Source organism: Streptomyces sp. DG1A-41, from assembly GCF_037055355.1.
In the GTDB taxonomy this organism is placed as follows: Bacteria; Actinomycetota; Actinomycetes; order Streptomycetales; family Streptomycetaceae; genus Streptomyces.
In genome coordinates, this window is the sequence record NZ_CP146350.1 from 1,652,987 (window position 1) to 1,671,545 (window position 18,559).

At 70.3% G+C, this 18,559-nt stretch carries 11 protein-coding genes and 1 pseudogene; 6 read left to right on the forward strand and 6 right to left on the reverse strand.

Annotated elements, in window-relative coordinates; all coding sequences use genetic code 11:
• Nucleotides 1–224: 224 nt before the first annotated feature.
• Both V8690_RS07810 and V8690_RS07815 read right to left on the reverse strand, forming a co-directional pair.
• Nucleotides 225–1,127, reverse strand: coding sequence for a tRNA (adenine-N1)-methyltransferase (locus tag V8690_RS07810; RefSeq protein ID WP_010045361.1), 903 nt, complete (start codon nucleotides 1,125–1,127; stop codon nucleotides 225–227).
• Between the two features lie 38 nt (nucleotides 1,128–1,165).
• Nucleotides 1,166–2,959 carry a site-2 protease family protein gene (locus V8690_RS07815; protein WP_338776796.1) on the reverse strand — a complete coding sequence of 598 codons (1,794 nt, stop codon included), beginning with the start codon at nucleotides 2,957–2,959 and terminating at the stop codon, nucleotides 1,166–1,168.
• A 188-nt stretch (nucleotides 2,960–3,147) separates the two neighbouring features.
• Here V8690_RS07815 and V8690_RS07820 point away from each other — a divergent pair.
• A pseudogene (locus V8690_RS07820) lies at nucleotides 3,148–4,147 on the forward strand (RecB family exonuclease).
• Between the two features lie 14 nt (nucleotides 4,148–4,161).
• Nucleotides 4,162–4,833, forward strand: a complete 672-nt coding sequence (locus tag V8690_RS07825; RefSeq protein ID WP_010045368.1) for a response regulator transcription factor — start codon at nucleotides 4,162–4,164, stop codon at nucleotides 4,831–4,833.
• A 69-nt stretch (nucleotides 4,834–4,902) separates the two neighbouring features.
• Here V8690_RS07825 and V8690_RS07830 read toward each other — a convergent pair whose 3' ends face one another.
• The 4 genes from V8690_RS07830 to metH all read right to left on the reverse strand — a co-directional run bounded on the left by V8690_RS07830 (nucleotide 4,903) and on the right by metH (nucleotide 13,005).
• Nucleotides 4,903–6,486, reverse strand: coding sequence for an ABC transporter substrate-binding protein (locus tag V8690_RS07830; protein WP_338776797.1), 1,584 nt, complete (start codon nucleotides 6,484–6,486; stop codon nucleotides 4,903–4,905).
• Nucleotides 6,487–6,594: 108 nt separating this feature from the next.
• Complete coding sequence (locus tag V8690_RS07835) at nucleotides 6,595–8,199, reverse strand: ABC transporter substrate-binding protein (protein ID WP_338776799.1); 1,605 nt, start codon at nucleotides 8,197–8,199, stop codon at nucleotides 6,595–6,597.
• Between the two features lie 409 nt (nucleotides 8,200–8,608).
• Nucleotides 8,609–9,310 (reverse strand): HAD family phosphatase, encoded by a 702-nt coding sequence (locus V8690_RS07840; RefSeq protein ID WP_338776801.1) that lies wholly within the window; start codon nucleotides 9,308–9,310, stop codon nucleotides 8,609–8,611.
• Nucleotides 9,311–9,489: 179 nt separating this feature from the next.
• Nucleotides 9,490–13,005 (reverse strand): methionine synthase, encoded by a 3,516-nt coding sequence (metH, locus tag V8690_RS07845; protein ID WP_338776803.1) that lies wholly within the window; start codon nucleotides 13,003–13,005, stop codon nucleotides 9,490–9,492.
• A gap of 350 nt (nucleotides 13,006–13,355) precedes the next feature.
• On the opposite strand from metH, the gene V8690_RS07850 reads away from it, so the two are divergent.
• The 4 genes from V8690_RS07850 to V8690_RS07865 all read left to right on the forward strand — a co-directional run bounded on the left by V8690_RS07850 (nucleotide 13,356) and on the right by V8690_RS07865 (nucleotide 18,436).
• Complete coding sequence (locus V8690_RS07850; RefSeq protein ID WP_338776804.1) at nucleotides 13,356–14,129, forward strand: IclR family transcriptional regulator; 774 nt, start codon at nucleotides 13,356–13,358, stop codon at nucleotides 14,127–14,129.
• A gap of 265 nt (nucleotides 14,130–14,394) precedes the next feature.
• Entirely contained in the window at nucleotides 14,395–15,189 is a 795-nt protein-coding gene (locus tag V8690_RS07855; protein WP_338776806.1) for an MIP/aquaporin family protein, read from the forward strand.
• 83 nt (nucleotides 15,190–15,272) lie between these two features.
• Nucleotides 15,273–16,811: a glycerol kinase GlpK gene (glpK, locus tag V8690_RS07860; protein WP_338776807.1), complete on the forward strand. Its 1,539-nt coding sequence runs from the start codon at nucleotides 15,273–15,275 to the stop codon at nucleotides 16,809–16,811.
• Nucleotides 16,812–16,819: 8 nt separating this feature from the next.
• Complete coding sequence (locus V8690_RS07865; protein ID WP_338776809.1) at nucleotides 16,820–18,436, forward strand: glycerol-3-phosphate dehydrogenase/oxidase; 1,617 nt, start codon at nucleotides 16,820–16,822, stop codon at nucleotides 18,434–18,436.
• The last annotated feature ends 123 nt before the right edge of the window (nucleotides 18,437–18,559 follow it).

Here is an 18,559-nt window from a genome sequence, read left to right on the forward strand (position 1 = left end):
ACGGTTCCTGCCGCTGTGTCAGCAAGCTCGTTCCGGCTCGGGCCGCTGCCGGTCCGCGTCACGTCGGCAAGGCGGGCCCCAGGGGGTCTGATTCAGGTCAATGGGCGCATGCACTGGTCCACCCGCCGCGGCAGCCTGGGGGCAACAGTAAGGCGCCGTGGCGGAGTTCGGGTCGGGTCCGGGAACTCCGCCACGGCGCCTGTGCGTTGTGCGGGGCGGCCTTCTCAGCGGCCGGTGCCGCCGTCGGCGTTGGGGCCGGCGTAGTCCTCGCCGTAGGCGCCCTTGGCGGGGCGGCGGCGGCGCATGGGCGGCTCGACGCCGTCGGCGAGGCGGCGGGCGGTGAGCAGGAAGCCGGTGTGGCCGATCATCCGGTGGTCCGGGCGGACGGCCAGGCCCTCGATGTGCCAGTTGCGGATCATCGTCTCCCAGGAGGTCGGCTCGTTGAAGCAGCCGATCTCGCGGATGGACTCGACGGTCCGGGCGAGCTGGGTGGTGGTCGCCACGTAGCAGCACAGGATGCCGCCGGGGACCAGCGCCTTGGAGACGGCCTCCAGGCACTCCCAGGGGGCGAGCATGTCGAGGATGACGCGGTCGACGTCGGTGTCGGACAGGTTGTCCTGGAGGTCGCCGACCGTGAGCTGCCAGGCGGGGTGCGGGCCGCCGAAGTAGCGCTCCACGTTCGCCTGGGCGATCTCGGCGAAGTCGGCGCGGCGCTCGTAGCTGTGCAGCATGCCCTGGTCGCCGATGGCGCGCAGCAGGAAGCTGCTGAGCGAGCCGGAGCCGACGCCGGCCTCCACGACGCGGGCGCCGGGGAAGATGTCGGCGAAGGCGAGGATCTGCCCCGCGTCCTTGGGGTAGACGACGGCTGCCCCGCGGGGCATGGACAGGACGTAGTCGGGGAGCAGGGGGCGCAGCGCGAGGTAGGCGACGTTTCCTGTGGTGCGGACAACGCTGCCCTCGGGAGCGCCGATCAGTTCGTCGTGCGGGAAGGAACCCTTGTGGGTGTGGAAGTTCTTCCCGGCCTCGAGCGTGAACGTGTAGTGGCGGCCCTTGGGGTCGGTCAGCTGTACCTGGTCCCCGACCTTGAAGGGCCCGCGCCTGCGGGCGGCACCGGTCGGTTCGGACATGTGACCAGCCTACCGGCACCTGAGGGGGCCTCCGACCACTAGGAGGGCCGGGCCATGGCCTTCACGAAGGCGCGCTCCACGTCGGCCGCGGACAGGACGCCGTAGATCTCGCCGGTCTCCTCGACCACCAGGTACTCGGTCGCGGGCGTCGCCCGCAGGGCGTCCAGGAGCTCCTCGCCCGACAGTTCCGCCGAGACGCGCATGCCGTCGGTCAGGTCCTGGGCGAGGCCGCTCACCGCGACCCAGGGGCGGCGGTGTTCGGGGACGCCGACGATGGCGGCCTCGCGGACGAGGGAGACGGGGTTGCCGTGGGCGTCGACGACGACCAGGGCCCGGGCGCCGGCGGCGTTGGCGCGGCGCAGGGCCTCCGAGAGGGGGGTGTCGGTCTCGACCGGGACGGCACGGCGGGTGAGCGCACGGGCGCGCAGTTCGGGGAGGTGCTCGCGCAGGCGGGCCATGCGCAGGCTGTTGCCGGCGCCGGTCCAGATGATCGCGGCGAGGATGGCGGCGAGCAGGGCGTCCAGGACGGTGTCCATGCCGACGTTGTCCACGGCCTCGGTGCCGAGGGCGCCGGACTGCGTCAGCAGGGGCAGGCCGATCAGGACGGAGACGGCGAGGAAGCGGCCGACCCAGGCGGCGGCGATGGTGCCGCTCATCGGCTTGCCGGTGATCTTCCAGACGACCGCACGGAGCATGCGGCCGCCGTCGAGGGGCAGACCGGGCAGGAGGTTGAACGCGGCCACGATGAGGTTGGAGATCATCAGGCCGGCCAGCAGGACGCCCGGGACGGTCCCGGGTTCCACCGTCTGTATGGCGGCGTAGAACACACCCGCCAGGGCGAGGGAGAGCAGCGGCCCTACGAAGGCGAGCACGAACTCCCGTCCGGGGGTCTCGGCCTCCTTCTCGATCTCGGAGACGCCGCCGAAGAACTGGAGCTGGATACGGCGGACCGGGAGCTTGAAGCGGAGGGCGGCCACCGTGTGCGCCAGCTCGTGCACCAGCACGGACGCGTAGAAGGCGATTGCGAAGAACAGGGAGACCAGGTAGCGGGCGGCGCCGAGCTCGGGCAGCACGCGCTCGAGCTGCCCGCCGAACACCCAGGTGATCAACGCGGCGACCAGGAACCAGCTGGGCGCGACGTATACGGGCACGCCGAACGGCCGCCCCATCAGCAGCCCGCCCCGCGGCTCCGGGGGCCGCTGGGGCGCGGGGCCCTTGCCGTCCGCCGAGTGCGCGAGGGGGCGGTCACCGGGGCCGGGGGCGGTCTGCCGGCTGGTCGCATCGGGCTTGCCCGCGGCAGAGCCCGTGTGCGGGCCGGTGGCGTAGGCACGGTCGGGGTGCGCGTCGGCCTGCGGCCGAGGGCTGCCGTCATGACCGCCGTCAGCCGGGGACTTGCGCAGGGCATCGGCCTCGGGGCCGTCCGCGTCGCCCTCCGGACGGCGGCTGCCCTCGTGCTCGCCGTGGGCATTGGACTCGGGGCCGTCGGGCTGCCCCTGGTGTGTAACTTCCGGAGGGCCGTCCGCGATGGCGGATGAGTCCTGGCCGGGCCTCGGGGCTTCCGGTCGTACGGCCGGGCCGGCGGCGCGGGGGGCCTGGTCCGCTGCCGGGTCGGCCGCCGGTTCGGGTGTCTGCGGGGCCGGGCGGTCGGCCGGCCGGGTCGGCGGCGTCGCGGCAGGGGCGTCGTCGTCGCTCGTGGAGGGGAACCGCCGTACGTCCGTGGACTGTTCGTCGGCGGAGGTGGGGTCGGTGGCCCGGGCCGGAGGCCCTGCGTGGCGCTCGGCCGACTCCTTGTTGCCGGACCGCGGCTGCCCGCGCCCGCCGCTCTCGTCCACCGGTGTCCCCTCGTTCGCTGCGTCTCCCGCGCCTGCCGGACGGGAGGGTCTCGAGTCGATGGTATGCGTCCGTCGAGGTGCGTTCCGCCCCGGCACCCCTGAGTTTCCCTCCGCCCCCTTCTCCTACTCCCGCCCGCGGCGCGACCGCGACTGGGTCACTGTCAGTGGCGGGCCGTATGGTCTGGGGCATGGAGACGAGCACCGAGGGCGCGGCGCAGCCCGACAGCAGCCCTGCCGCGGCGGTGGATTCGCCGGTACCGGACGGGTCCGTGGAGGCGGTCATCGAGACGGCGGTGGAGACGGCGGCCGGGACCGCGCCCACCGCCATAGCGCCCGCCTCGCTGTCCCCCTCGCGTGCCAGTGACTTCATGCAGTGCCCGCTGCTCTACCGCTTCCGGGTCATCGACCGGCTGCCGGAGAAGCCGAGCGAGGCGGCGACCAGGGGCACGCTGGTGCACGCGGTCCTGGAGCGCCTCTTCGACGCCCCGGCGGCCGAGCGCACGGCGCCCCGGGCGAAGTCGCTGATCCCGGGCCAGTGGGACCGGCTGCGGGAGACGCGGCCGGAGGTCGTGGAGCTGTTCGCCGACGATCCGCAGGGTGAGCGGCTGGCGCGCTGGCTGGGCGAGGCCGAGCAACTCGTCGAGCGCTGGTTCAGCCTGGAGGACCCCAGCCGGCTGGAGCCGGCCGAGCGGGAGCTGTTCGTCGAGACCGAGCTGGAGTCCGGGCTGCGGCTGCGCGGGATCATCGACCGGGTCGACGTGGCGCCCACGGGTGAGGTCCGGATCGTCGACTACAAGACGGGGAAGGCCCCCAGGCCCGAGTACTCCGAGGGCGCCCTTTTCCAGATGAAGTTCTACGCCCTCGTGGTCTGGCGGCTGAAGAACGTGGTCCCGAGGCGGCTCCAGCTGGTCTACCTCGGCAGCGGTGACGTGCTGACGTACGACCCTGTCCTCGCCGACCTGGAACGCGTCGAGCGCAAGCTGCTCGCACTGTGGGAGGCGATCCGGCTGGCGACCGAGACGGGCGACTGGCGGCCGCGCCCCACGAAGCTGTGCGGCTGGTGCGACCACCAGGTCCACTGCCCGGAGTTCGGCGGCACTCCCCCGCCGTACCCGCTGCCGCTGAGGGCGACCGGCCAGGGCGGCTGAGTCCGGCGGCCTCGCGCAGGGCAGAATGGGGCCGGACTAGCGAAGGAGACTTACGTGGCCATCCGCGTCCTACTGGTCGACGACCAGCCCCTGCTCCGCACGGGCTTCCGGATGATCCTGGAGGCCGAGCAGGACCTCGCGGTCGTCGGCGAGGCCGGAGACGGCCTCCAGGCGCTCGACCAGGTGCGGGCGCTCCAGCCCGACGTGGTCCTCATGGACATCCGCATGCCGCGGATGGACGGTGTGGAGGCGACCCGGCAGATCACCGGCCCCGGGCGGGACGGTCCGGCGAAGGTCCTGGTGCTGACCACCTTCGACCTCGACGAGTACGTGGTGGAGGCCCTGCGGGCCGGTGCCAGCGGCTTCCTGCTGAAGGACGCCCCGGCCAACGAGCTGGTACAGGCGATCCGGGTCGTCGCCGCGGGCGAGGCGATGCTCGCGCCGAGCATCACCAGGCGGCTGCTCGACAAGTACGCCACGCATCTACCCTCGGGCGAGGAGCCGGTGCCTGACACGCTGCACACGCTCACCGACCGCGAGGTCGAGGTGCTGAAGCTCGTGGCGCGCGGGCTGTCCAACGCCGAGATCGCCGCCGACCTGTTCGTCAGCGAGACCACCGTCAAGACTCACGTCGGGCACGTGCTCACCAAGCTGGGCCTGCGCGACCGCGTGCAGGCCGCGGTGTACGCGTACGAGAGCGGGCTGGTGCGCCCCGGCGCGCAGTAAGCCTCCTCCCGGCCGGAACACGAAGAGGGCGCCCCTGCCGAGCAGGGGCGCCCTCTTCACGCTTGTGCCTCAGGAGTCCTTGCTCAGCTCCCAGAAGCGGAACACGGTGGACGCGTCGAGGCAGTACTCCAGGCCGTAGACGCCGTCACGGACGACCGCGTACTGCTTGGCCTGCCACACCGGCAGGACGGGCAGTTCGTCGGCGACGATGTCCTGGAGCTCCCCGAACTCCTTGTCGGTGGAGGCGCGGTTGGTCAGGGCCGCGGTGCGCGGGATGAGCGAGCCGGTGATGGTGCTGTTGTCGTAGTTGTTGCCCAGTACGTTGCCCTTGCCGAAGAAGGGTGCCGTGAAGTTGTCGGCGTCCGGGTAGTCGGGCACCCAGCCCTTCACATAGACGCCGTACTTGCCGGCGGCGATGTCCTTCTCGTACTGGCCGAAGGGGACGGACTTGACGTCGGCGTCGAACAGGCCGCTCGCGTTGAGCTGGCCGGCGATGGCGTTCAACTCCTGGTCGGTGGCGGGGCCGTAGCGGGACGGGGTCGACCAGAGGGTCAGCTTCACCTTGCCGGTGATGCCGTCGGCGCGCAGCGCTGCGGCCGCCTTGGACTTGGAGGGGCGGGCCCCGTACTTGTCGAAGAAGGCCGTGTTGTGGCCGGCGATACCGGCCGGGATGATCGAGTACAGCGGGGTCGCGGTGCCCTGGTAGACGTCCTTGATGAGGGCTTCGCGGTCGAGCAGATGGGCGATGGCCTTGCGGACGCCGAGCTTTCCGGCGACCGGGTCGTCCATGTTGAACACCAGGTGCTGGACCTCGGCGCTGCTGCCCTCGACGACCTCGGCGCCGGTGCCGTCGTCGGCCTTCTCCATGTCCGCGATGTCGCCTGCGGTCAGGCCGCGGTAGGCGATGTCGACTTCCTCGTTCTCGATGGCCTGCTTCAGGGCGGTCTGGTCGCCGCCGAAGAACTTGAGCGTCACGCCGGTGTTCTTCACCTCGGCGGTGCCCTTGTAGTTCTCGTTGACGGAGAAGACGGCCTGCTCGTCGTCGATCGAGTCGAGCTGGTAGGGGCCGGAACCGACGGCCTTGCCGTCCTTGCGCAGCCCGTCCGCGTCGTACTCGCGGTGGTCGACTATGGAGCCGGCGCCCGAGGCGATCTTGCTCGGGAAGGTGGCGTCGGCCGTGTTGAGCCGGAAGACGACCGTCTTCTCGTCCGGCGTCTCGACCTTCTCCAGCGTGGGGAACATGATCGCGGGCCCGTCGGGGTCGTTGATCTTCAGCATGCGGTCGAAGGAGAACTTGACGTCCTCGGAGGTCAGCGGGTCACCGTTGCTGAACTTGAGGCCGTCCTTCAGCGTGCACTTGTAGACCGTGGTCTGCGTGTCGCTGAAGGCGCAGCTCTCGGCGGCCTCCGGCTGGGGTTCCGTGGCGCCCTTGGGGAAGCTGAGCAACGACTGGAAGACGTTGTTGAACAACAGCCAGGAGCCCGGGTCGTAGCCGGAGGCCGGGTCGGTGGCCAGGACGTCGTCGGACATCCCCACCACCACGTTGGAGCCGTCTCCCCCGGAGTCTCCGGTCTCCGTGCCACAGCCGGTCAGCAGGCCGGAGGCGAGCCCCGCCACGACGGGCAGGACCGGCCACTGGTTGCGTATGTTCACGTGTGTGCCTTGTCGTCGGTTCTCGAGAACACCCGGAGCATGTCCCTGGCTCCGGGGCACGGTTCCCCGGGGGTCGCGGTCGCCGGCCCCGGGGATCCAGCGGGTCCGTCAGCCACTCACGCCCCGGCCGAGCTCCCACAGCTGGAGCGTCGACGAGGAGTTGAGCGCGTAAGCGGTACCCGTGATGTCGTCGCGCGCGGCGACGTACTGCTTGCCCTGCCACAGCGGCAGCACCGGCACGTCGGAGGCGACGATGTCCTGAATGTCCGTCAGGCTGGTGGCGGCGGACAGCCGGTCCGCCTCACGGCGGGACTCAGGGATCAGAGTGTTGCGGATTCGGCTGTTGTCGTACGGCGAGCCGAGGGTGTTGTCCTTGTCCAGGAACGGAGCGAGGAAGTTGTCGGCGTCCGGGAAGTCCGGGAACCAGCCCATGCCGTAGACGTCGTACTCGCCCTTCTTCTCGGCCGGGCGGAACGCGTCCCACGGCGTGCCCTTGATGCCGACGTCGAACAGGCCGCTTGAGTTGAGCTGGTCGCGGAGGACCTCGAACTCCTGCTTGGTGGCGGGACCGTAGTGGTCGGTCGTGTAGTGCAGCGTCAGCTTCACCGGGGTGGTGACGTTCGCCTGGTTCAGCAGGGAGCGGGCCTTGGTGACGTTCGGGTCTCCGTACTTGTTGAAGAACGAGTTGGAGTGGCCGGTGACGCTGGCCGGGACGAGCGAGTACAGCGGTTCGGCCTGGGAGCCGTAGACCTTGGAGACCAGCTCGCTGCGGTTGACGACCTGGGCCATCGCCTGGCGCACGGCCTTGGACTTCACGGTCGGGGCGTCGGTGTTGAAGCCCAGGTAGCGGATCTCCAGGCCGGGCATCTCGACGAGGTCGATGTCGGTGTCCGCGTCGCCCGAGAGCTTGCGGATCTGCTCCGGCGACATGGTGCGGGTCATCAGGTCGATGTCGCCCTTGTTCAGGGCCGCGCCCATGGCGTCGGCGTCCTTGAAGGAGACCATGTCGACCTTGTCGTTGTTCAGCTTCAGGCTCCCCTTGTAGTCGGGGTTCCTGGTGAACTCGGCCTTGACCATCTCGCCGTTCTCGACGTCGGCCTTGAGGGTGTACGGGCCGGAGCCGTCCAGGTCGAAGCCGTCGCGCAGCTTGTTCTTCGGGTACTCGTCGGGGTCGACGATGCCGGCGACCGGTGTCGACAGCTTGTACGGGAAGGTCGCGTCGGCGGTCTTGAGGTGGAAGATGACCTCGCGGTCGCCCTGCGTCTCGACGGTGTCGATGGTGGACAGCAGCGCGAACACGCCGCTGTCGGCCCTGAGGGAACGGGCGCGGTCGATGGAGTACTTGACGTCGGCCGCGGTGACGGGGTCGCCGTTCGCGAACTTCAGGTCGTCGCGCAGGGTGCAGGCGTAGCGCTCGTTGCCGGTGTCGGTGAAGCCGCAGCGCTCGGCGGCCTCCGGTACCGGCTCGCCCTCGCCGCGCGGCTGGATCATCAGGGTCTGCACGGTCTGGCGCAGGATGTTCCAGGTGCCGACGTCGTAGGCGTACGCCGGGTCGAGAGGCGCGGGGGCGTCCTTCGAGGCGGTGAACCGGTCCGTGGTGCCGACGACGATCGCGCCGCCGTTGTCGCTCCCGCTGTCGGACCCGCCACAGGCGGCGAGTACCGGCGCGAGCAGGCCGATCACGGCCGGCAGCACCAAAGTCTTGCGGTTCATGCTCGAGTTTCTCCAGAGCTGTCGACTCCGTGTATCCGGCATGCAGGGGTGGCGCAGCGGATCACGGGGGTGGGGCGATGTTCTCGCGACGAGATTAGTCGCGGCCGGCAGGAAGGTTCGCAGCCACCGGAGTTGAGCACCCATCACGCAGCGGAACCGGGCGTGGACACACCGAAAACCCGACAGCGGAAGCTTTGGTGCAGCCGTCCATCAATCGGGACACAAGGGCACGTCGGCAACCCCCCGAAGAGGGTGCGCGGCACACGCCGACGCCGCTGTCGACCCCTGGATGCGTGGGGAACGTCACACTCGTAAACAGGTTCGAGCGCACGGGAATTCGGCCATCCGGAGGGGCTCGAATTCACCTTCGGAATTACCCTCCAAACGCCTCTGCACGCTGGGTGAACACCTAGCGCATTTCCGTCATCAGACCGTGCAGAAATGTCAGGTCGACCTCTTCGAGAGAGCTGACGACCGTACGCCTCAGGGCCGGGGCGATGGGGGCCACGGAGGGCACCGCCACGACCTGGCAGCCCGCGGCCTCGGCGGCGGCGACTCCGGTCGCGGTGTCCTCGATGACGGCGCACCGGGCGGGATCGACACCGAGTCCGGCGGCGGCCGCCAGGTACGGGTCGGGGTGGGGCTTGGTGCGCGGGACCTCGTCACCGGCCACCGTGAGGCTGAAGTGGTGCGCGCCCAGCGAGGTCAGCACCCGGTCGATGATGCGCCGGTGCGAGGCGGAGACCAGGGCCGTGGGGATCTCGTACTCGTACAGCTCGGCCAGCAGCCGCCCGGCGCCGGGCATCAGCGGCAGGGCGCGGCTGATGCGGTCCTCGAAGCCGTCGTTCAGGAGCACCGTGAGCTCGCCGAGGGTGATGTCGGCACCGGTGGCCTCGATCAGGAACCCCGCGCTGCGGGTCATGGGGCCGCCGACCACGACATGCCGCCAGGACTCGTCGAGCATGTGGCCGAGGGAGGCGAAGACGTCGACCTCGACGTCCCACCAGAAGCCCTCCGTGTCCACCAGGGTGCCGTCCATGTCGAGGAGCACGGCCTGTAGGGCCGAGCCTTCGGCCGTACGTGTACCGAGCGCGGGGACCGTACTGGTCATCCACCTACCTCCTTGAGGGACGATCAGGCCGGTTCCCACGTGGGAACCGGCCTGCAGTGGACCGACCAGTCTACGTCGTGTGCGGACGAAGTGCCTCGTTTAACCGCTGTGCCCCCGGGCACACAGTGGACACGCCGGGGGCGGTGTGTCGTGTGCCCTCGTGTGCCCGGTGGGGCCGCTCAGCGGGCGTTGAAGTACTTCGCCTCCGGGTGGTGGATCACGATGGCGTCCGTGGACTGCTCGGGGTGCAGCTGGAACTCCTCGGACAGGTGGACGCCGATGCGCTCCGGCTGGAGCAGGTCGGCGATCTTCGCGCGGTCCTCCAGGTTGGGGCAGGCGCCGTAGCCGAGGGAGAAGCGGGCGCCGCGGTACTTCAGCTCGAACATGCCCTGCATCTCGTCCGGGTCCTCGCCCGCGAAGCCGAGTTCGGAACGCACGCGCGCGTGCCAGTACTCGGCGAGCGCCTCGGCCAACTGCACGGACAAGCCATGCAGTTCGAGGTAGTCGCGGTAGGCGTTGGCCTCGAACAGACGTGCGGTCTCCTCGCCGATGCGCGAGCCGACGGTGACGACCTGGAGGCCGACGACATCGATCTCGCCGGACTCCTCCGGGCGGAAGAAGTCGGCCAGGCACAGGCGCCGGCCGCGGCGCTGGCGCGGGAAGGTGAAGCGGGTGCGCTCGTTGCCCTGCTCGTCCAGGATGATCAGGTCGTCGTCCTTGGAGACGCACGGGAAGTAGCCGTAGACCACGGCCGCCTCCAGCAGGTTCTCCGTCTGGAGCTTGTCCAGCAGCCCGCGCAGCCGGGGCCGGCCCTCGGTCTCGACCAGTTCCTCGTACGACGGGCCCTCGCCGGTGCGGGCCTGCTTCAGGCCCCACTGGCCCTTGAAGAGGGCGCCCTCGTCGAGCCAGCTCGCGTACTCCTTGAGCTGGATGCCCTTGATCACCCGGGTGCCGCGGAAGGGCGGCTCGGGGACCGGGTTGTCGGTGGCCACGTCGGAGCGGACGTGCCCCTCCTCGGGGCGCTCCTCCGCGGCGGCCGGGGCGGTGGCCCGGACCCGGCGCTGCTTCAGCTCGGGGAGCTTCGCGCCGGGCACGCCGCGCTTGACGCCGATCAGGGCGTCCATCAGGCGCAGGCCCTCGAAGGCGTCGCGGGCGTAGCGGACCTCGCCCTCGTAGAGCTCGTGCAGGTCCTGCTCGACGTAGGCGCGGGTGAGGGCGGCGCCGCCGAGGATGACCGGGAAGCGGGCGGCGAGGCCGCGGGTGTTCAGCTCCTCCAGGTTCTCCTTCATGATCACGGTGGACTTGACCAGGAGACCGGACATGCCGATGACGTCGGCCTTGTGCTCCTCGGCGGCGTCCAGGATCGCGGAGACCGGTTGCTTGATGCCCAGGTTGACGACGTTGTAGCCGTTGTTGGTCAGGATGATGTCGACGAGGTTCTTGCCGATGTCATGCACATCGCCGCGCACGGTGGCCAGCACGATGGTGCCCTTGCCGGCCTCGTCGGTCTTCTCCATGTGCGGTTCGAGGTGGGCGACGGCCGTCTTCATCACCTCGGCGGACTGGAGGACGAACGGCAGCTGCATCTGGCCGGAGCCGAACAGCTCGCCGACGACCTTCATGCCCTCCAGCAGGGTCTCGTTGACGATGTCGAGCGCGGGCCGCTGCTGGAGGGCCTCGTCCAGGTCGGCTTCGAGGCCGTTGCGCTCGCCGTCGATGATGCGCCGCTTCAGGCGCTCGTCCAGCGGCAGGGCGGCCAGTTCCTCGGCCTTGCCGGCCTTGAGGGACTTGGCCGTGGCGCCCTCGAACAGCTGCATGAGCTTCTGGAGCGGGTCGTAACCCTCGGCGCGCCGGTCGTAGATGAGGTCCAGGGCGGTCTGGACCTCCTCCTCGCTGAAGCGGGCGATCGGCAGGATCTTGCTGGCGTGCACGATCGCCGAGTCCAGGCCCGCCTTGACGCACTCGTCGAGGAAGACGGAGTTGAGCAGGATGCGGGCGGCCGGGTTGAGGCCGAAGGAGATGTTGGACAGGCCGAGGGTGGTCTGCACCTTCGGGTGGCGCCGCTTCAGCTCGCGGATGCCCTCGATGGTGGCGATGCCGTCCTTGCGGGACTCCTCCTGGCCGGTGCAGATGGTGAAGGTCAGGCAGTCGACGAGGATGTCCTCCTCGTGGATGCCCCAGTTGCCGGTCAGGTCGTCGATGAGCCGTTCGGCGATCTCGACCTTCTTCTCGGCGGTGCGGGCCTGGCCCTCCTCGTCGATGGTGAGCGCGATGAGGGCGGCGCCGTGCTCCCTGGCGAGCTGGGTGACCTTGGCGAAGCGGGACTCGGGGCCGTCGCCGTCCTCGTAGTTCACCGAGTTGATCACCGCGCGGCCGCCGAGCTTCTCCAGCCCCGCCCGGATCACGTCGACCTCCGTGGAGTCCAGCACGATCGGCAGCGTGGAGGCGGTGGCGAAGCGGCCGGCCAGCTCCTCCATGTCGGCGACGCCGTCGCGGCCGACGTAGTCCACGCACAGGTCGAGCATGTGCGCGCCCTCGCGGATCTGCTCGCGGGCCATCTCCACGCAGTCGTCCCAGCGGCCGTCCAGCATGGCCTCGCGGAACTTCTTCGAGCCGTTGGCGTTCGTCCGCTCGCCGATCGCCAGGTAGGAGGTGTCCTGCCGGAACGGCACCGACTGGTACAGCGACGCCGCGCCCGGCTCGGGCTGCGGGGAGCGCTCGGTCGGGGTGACGTCCCGGACGCGCTCGACGAGCTGGCGCAGGTGCTCGGGGGTCGTGCCGCAGCAGCCGCCGACCAGGGAGAGGCCGTAGTCGCGGACGAAGTTCTGCTGGGCGTCGGCCAGGCCCTCGGGGTCGAGCGGGAAGTGGGCGCCGTCCTTGGTGAGGATCGGCAGGCCGGCGTTCGGCATGCACAGCAGCGGGATGCGCGAGTGTCGCGTCAGATAGCGCAGGTGCTCGCTCATCTCGGCCGGGCCGGTGGAGCAGTTCAGGCCGATCATGTCGATACCGAGGGGCTCCAGCGCGGTCAGTGCCGCGCCGATCTCGGAGCCGAGCAGCATGGTGCCGGTGGTCTCGAAGGCCATCGAGCACAGCAGGGGCACCTCGACGCCGGTGGCCTCCATGGCCCGGCGGGCGCCCAGGATGGACGCCTTGGTCTGGAGCAGGTCCTGCGTGGTCTCCACCAGCAGCGCGTCCGCGCCGCCGGCGAGCAGACCCTCGGCGTTGGCCTGGTAGCCGTCGCGGATGGTGCCGTAGCTGACGTGGCCGAGCGTGGGCAGCTTGGTGCCCGGGCCGATCGAGCCGAGCACCCAGCGCGGCCGGCCGTCTGCGGCGGCGTACTCGTCGGCCGCCTCGCGGGCGATCCGGGCACCCGCCTCGGACAGCTCGTGCACCCGGTCGGAGATCTCGTACTCCACCGCGGCCGTGTGGTTGGCGCCGAAGGTGTTGGTCTCGACGCAGTCGACGCCGACCGCGAAGTACGCGTCGTGGACGGACCGGACGATGTCCGGCCGGGTCACGTTGAGGATCTCGTTACAGCCTTCGAGATTCTCGAAGTCCTCGAGCGTCGGGTCCTGTGCCTGGAGCATGGTGCCCATGGCCCCGTCGGCCACGACCACACGGGTGGCCAGGGCCTCTCGGAGGGCGGACACACGGGTCCGGCTGTCTGCGGAAGGGGTCGGTGGCAACGAGGCCATGTAAAGGGCTCCCTCGAGTGCGACGGCTGTCGGCTATGCGGCTGCCCGGACACGCGGAGGGCATCCGGGGAAAGGCGCACGGCGCCAGCCTAACCGGGAGCGGGCCGGGATGGGCAGGGCGTCCACGGGGCGGACGCGCATGGCGCCCCGGACGGCCCTCGTGTCACCGCAGAGCCACCTGTGACGCACCACGGCGCGGCACCGGTGCACCACAGGACGACCTGCCGACGCAACAATGGGCGACCCGCCATTAGCGAGAGGTCGGCATCGACCGGTAGTGTTCGACATTGCCGAACAAGGGCTGCGGGCGCCGCGGGTCGGCGGTCGAAGGGGACGGAGGCAGTACGGCGATGGCACGGAACATCCAGTCGCTCGAACGGGCGGCCGCGATGCTGCGGCTGCTCGCGGGCGGCGAGCGGCGGCTCGGCCTGTCGGACATCGCCTCGTCACTGGGCCTGGCCAAGGGCACCGCCCACGGCATACTGCGCACCCTCCAGCAGGAGGGCTTCGTGGAGCAGGACGACACCTCCGGGCGCTACCAGCTCGGCGCTGAGCTGCTGCGCCTGGGCACCACCTACCTCGACGTCCACGAGTTGCGGGCGCGCGCCCTGGTGTGGACCGACGACCTGGCCCGCTCCAGCGGCGAGAGCGTCTACCTGGGCGTCCTGCACCAGCAGGGCGTACTGATCGTGCACCACGTCTTCCGGCCCGACGACAGCCGGCAGGTCCTGGAGATCGGGGCCATGCAGCCGCTGCACTCCACGGCGCTGGGCAAGGTGCTCTCCGCCTACGATCCGGTGGCGCACAGCGAGGCCCTGGAGGCCGACCGCAAGGCGTTCACCGACCGGACCGTGTGCGAGCCGGAGGCCTTCGAGCACATCCTCGACCTCACCCGCGCGCGCGGTTACGCGGCGGACGTCGAGGAGACCTGGGAGGGCGTGGCCTCCCTCGCCGCCCCCATCCACGACCGGCGGCGCATGCCGGTCGGCGCGGTCGGCATCACCGGCGCCGTGGAGCGGTTGTGCCGGTCCGACGAAGAGCGAACGCTGCGCCCCGAGCTGATCGCGGCGGTCCGGGACTGCGCCCGCGCGGTGTCGCGGGACCTGGGCGCCGGGCGGTTCTGACGGGACACGACGGGACGGGGCGCCGCAGGGCGTTCCGGCCCTCGGCATGCCCGCGCTCGCCGGCCGTCGGAGGTCCACGAGGCCGCGGCGATCAGTAACGATCGTGTTTTCGACAACACAGCCCTTGACGTGCTCGTAACGCCGAAGCAAGACTCCCGTCCATCGGTCGACATTGTCGAACAGCTACCGGCAATACGCGCTAGAGTGTGACAACGCCAGGCCGGTAGAGAACTTCACCCCTGGACGAAGGACAAAGGAGTCGCGGGTGTCCAGCTCCGACATCTTCATCGGCGAGACCATCGGTACCGCCATACTCATCCTCCTCGGCGGCGGAGTCTGCGCCGCCGTCACGCTGAAGGCATCCAAGGCCCGCAACGCCGGCTGGCTCGCCATCACCTTCGGGTGGGGCTTCGCGGTGCTCACCGCGGTCTACACCGCGGCGCCGCTGTCCGGCGCCCATCTGAACCCGGCCGTGACCCTGGCGATCGCGATCAAGGACGGCGACTGGAAGAACGTCCCGGTCTACTGGGCCGGACAGATCCTCGGCGCCATGATCGGTGCCGCCCTGGTCTGGATCGCCTACTACGGCCAGTTCCACGCCCACCTCACCGACCGGGAGATCGTCGGCGGTCCGGGCGCGCAGACCACCACGGCCAAGGCCGTCGAGGCCCAGGAGAAGGGCGCCGGCCCCGTGCTGGGCGTCTTCTCCACCGGGCCCGAGGTCCGGGTCGCCTGGCAGAACGTCGCCACGGAGATCATCGGCACCGTCGTGCTGGTGCTCGCCGTGCTCACCCAGGGTTTGAACGACAAGGGCAACGGCCTGGGCACGCTGGGCGCGCTGATCACCGCGCTCGTGGTGGTGTCCATCGGCCTGTCCCTCGGCGGCCCGACGGGCTACGCGATCAACCCGGCCCGTGACCTCGGTCCGCGTATCGTGCACGCCCTGCTGCCCCTGCCCAACAAGGGCGGCTCCGACTGGGGCTACGCCTGGGTCCCGGTGGCCGGTCCGCTGATCGGCGGCGCCATCGCGGCAGGCATCTACAACGTCGCGTTCGCCTAGGAGCGATCCTCGCGTCCTTTGCGAAACTCTCGGCACGCGCCGTACGTAAAGCCCCATAAACACGGAATCTCCAGGAGCACACAGTGACCGACGCGCACACCGCCGGCCCGTTCATCGCCGCCATCGACCAGGGCACCACCTCTTCCCGCTGCATCGTCTTCGACCGCGACGGCCGGATCGTGTCCGTCGACCAGAAGGAACACGAGCAGATTTTCCCCAAGCCGGGCTGGGTCGAGCACGACGCCACCGAGATCTGGACCAACGTCCAGGAGGTCGTCGCCGGCGCCATAGAGAAGGCCGGCATCACCCGTGACGACATCAAGGCCATCGGCATCACCAACCAGCGCGAGACCACCGTGCTGTGGGACAGGAACACCGGTGAGCCCGTCCACAACGCCATCGTCTGGCAGGACACCCGCACCGACGCCCTGTGCCGCGAGCTCGGCCGCAACGTCGGCCAGGACCGCTTCCGACGCGAGACGGGCCTCCCCCTCGCCTCCTACTTCGCCGGTCCGAAGGCCCGCTGGCTGCTCGACAACGTCGACGGGCTGAAGGAGCGCGCCGAGGCGGGCGACATCCTCTTCGGCACCATGGACAGCTGGGTCATCTGGAACCTGACCGGCGGTGTCGACGGCGGCAAGCACGTCACGGACGTCACCAACGCCTCCCGCACGATGCTCATGAACCTGCACACCATGCAGTGGGACGACAAGATCTGCGAGTCGATCGGCGTCCCGAAGCAGATCCTGCCCGAGATCCGCTCCTCCGCCGAGGTCTACGGCGAGATCACCGGCGGCAAGCTGGGCGACCTGCTCGGCGGCATCCCGGTCGCCTCCGCGCTCGGCGACCAGCAGGCGGCCCTGTTCGGCCAGACCTGTTTCGCCGAGGGCGAGACCAAGTCGACCTACGGCACCGGCACCTTCATGGTGATGAACACCGGTGACAAGATCATCAACTCGTACAGCGGGCTGCTGACCACCGTCGGCTACAAGATCGGCGACCAGGACACGGTCTACGCCCTGGAGGGCTCGATCGCCGTCACCGGTTCGCTGGTGCAGTGGATGCGCGACCAGATGGGCCTGATCTCCACGGCCGCCGAGATCGAGACGCTCGCGCTGTCGGTGGAGGACAACGGCGGTGCCTACTTCGTGCCGGCCTTCTCCGGCCTGTTCGCCCCGTACTGGCGCTCCGACGCCCGCGGTGTGATCGCCGGCCTGACCCGGTACGTCACCAAGGCCCACCTGGCGCGTGCCGTCCTGGAGGCCACCGCCTGGCAGACCCGCGAGATCGCCGACGCCATGACGAAGGACTCCGGCGTCGAGCTGGCCGCCCTGAAGGTCGACGGCGGCATGACCTCCAACAACCTGCTGATGCAGACCCTCGCCGACTTCGTGGACGCCCCCGTGGTGCGCCCGATGGTCGCCGAGACCACCTGCCTCGGCGCCGCCTACGCCGCCGGCCTCGCCGTCGGCTTCTGGAACAGCACCGACGACCTGCGCGCCAACTGGCGCCGGGCCGCCGAGTGGACCCCCCGCATGGACGCGGAGACCCGCGCCCGTGAGTACAAGAACTGGCTCAAGGCCGTCGAGCGGACCATGGGCTGGCTCGAGGACGAGGAGTAAGAAACAGCATGACCACTCAGTCCACCCTGAAGTCCGTGCCTGCCCTGGGGACGCGCCCGTCCTCCGGCTCGAACCCGAGCCGAGCCGAGACCAGGGAGCAGCTCGCCAAGGCGTCGTACGACCTTCTCGTGATCGGCGGCGGCATCCTGGGCATCTCCACCGCCTGGCACGCCGCGCAGTCCGGCCTCAGGGTGGCTCTGGTCGACGCCGGCGACTTCGCCGGTGCCACCTCCTCCGCCTCGTCCAAGCTGCTCCACGGAGGTCTGCGTTACCTCCAGACCGGCGCCGTGAAGCTGGTGGCGGAGAACCACTTCGAGCGCCGTGCGGTCTCCCGGCAGGTGGCTCCCCACCTGGCGAACCCGCTCACGTTCTACCTCCCCGTGTACAAGGGCGGGCCGCACGGCGCGGCGAAGCTCGGGGCGGGCGTCTTCGCCTACTCCGCGCTGTCGGCCTTCGGTGACGGCGTCGGGCACCTGCTCTCGCCGGCCAAGGCCGCGCAGGACGTGCCCGAGCTGCGCACCGAGAACCTCAAGGCCGTGGCCGTGTACGGCGACGACCAGATGAACGACGCGCGCATGGCCCTGATGACGGTCCGCGGGGCCGTCGAGGCCGGCGCGGTCGTCCTCAACCACGCCGAGGTGACGGGCCTGCGCTTCACCCAGGGCCGCGTCACGGGCGCCGAGCTGAAGGACCGGCTGTCCGGCGACGAGTTCGGCGTCAGCGCCCGGCTGGTGCTCAACGCGACCGGCCCGTGGGTCGACCACCTGCGGAAGATGGAGGACCCGAACGCGGCGCCGTCCATCCGCCTGTCCAAGGGCGCCCACCTGGTCCTGAAGCGCACCTCCCCCTGGAAGGCCGCTCTCGCCACCCCGATCGACAAGTACCGCATCACCTTCGCCCTCCCCTGGGAGGACATGCTGCTGCTCGGCACCACCGACGAGGCGTTCGAGGGCGACCCGGCGGACGTCGCGGTCACCGAGAAGGACATATCCCAGATCCTCGACGAGGCCGCCTTCTCGGTCCGCGACCAGCAGTTGAGCCGCGACCTGATCACCTACGCCTTCGCCGGTCTGCGCGTGCTGCCGGGCGGCCCCGGCGACACCGCGAAGGCCAAGCGCGAGACGGTGGTGACCGAGGGCAGGGGCGGCATGCTGTCCGTCGCGGGCGGCAAGTGGACCACCTTCCGCCACATCGGCCGGACGATCATGAAGAAGCTGGAATCGCTGCCGGGCCATCCCCTGGGCGACGACTTCGAGCCCATCAGCTCGCTGCCGAAGAAGCTTCCGCTGCCCGGGATCGCCAACCCGCGCGCCGTCGCCCACCGGCTGCTGACCGACCGCCCGGCGCCCGGCCCGCGCATGGCGGCCGACACCGCCAGGCACCTGGCCACGCACTACGGCTCGCTCGCCTTCGACATCGCCCGCCTGGCCAACGAGAACCCCGAGCTCGCCGAGCGGGTCCACCCCGACGCCCCGGAGATCTGGGCGCAGGTCGTCTGGGCCCGGGACCACGAGTGGGCCGAGACGCAGGACGACGTGCTGCGCCGCCGCACGACGCTGACGATCCGCGGCCTGGCCACGGACGATGTCCGCGCCAAGGTCCAGGACCTGCTCGACAAGAAGTAGGCACGATTCGGGGGATCCCGTTGCCCGGGGACCACGTTGCAGGGAGGGGCGGCTCCACGCCGACGGAGCCGCCCCTTCCGCGTTCCCGGCCCCGTTCCCGACCCCCATAATGACCTGATACGT

What these genes read in the sequence shown, in the direction of transcription:
- V8690_RS07810 (WP_010045361.1), bottom strand. Translation starts at nt 1,127, where the DNA reads ATGTCCGAACCGACCGGTGCCGCCCGCAGGCGCGGGCCCTTCAAGGTC.
- V8690_RS07835 (WP_338776799.1), bottom strand. Translation starts at nt 8,199, where the DNA reads ATGAACCGCAAGACTTTGGTGCTGCCGGCCGTGATCGGCCTGCTCGCG.
- V8690_RS07840 (WP_338776801.1), bottom strand. Translation starts at nt 9,310, where the DNA reads ATGACCAGTACGGTCCCCGCGCTCGGTACACGTACGGCCGAAGGCTCG.
- metH (WP_338776803.1), bottom strand. Translation starts at nt 13,005, where the DNA reads ATGGCCTCGTTGCCACCGACCCCTTCCGCAGACAGCCGGACCCGTGTG.
- V8690_RS07850 (WP_338776804.1), top strand. Translation starts at nt 13,356, where the DNA reads ATGGCACGGAACATCCAGTCGCTCGAACGGGCGGCCGCGATGCTGCGG.
- V8690_RS07865 (WP_338776809.1), top strand. Translation starts at nt 16,820, where the DNA reads ATGACCACTCAGTCCACCCTGAAGTCCGTGCCTGCCCTGGGGACGCGC.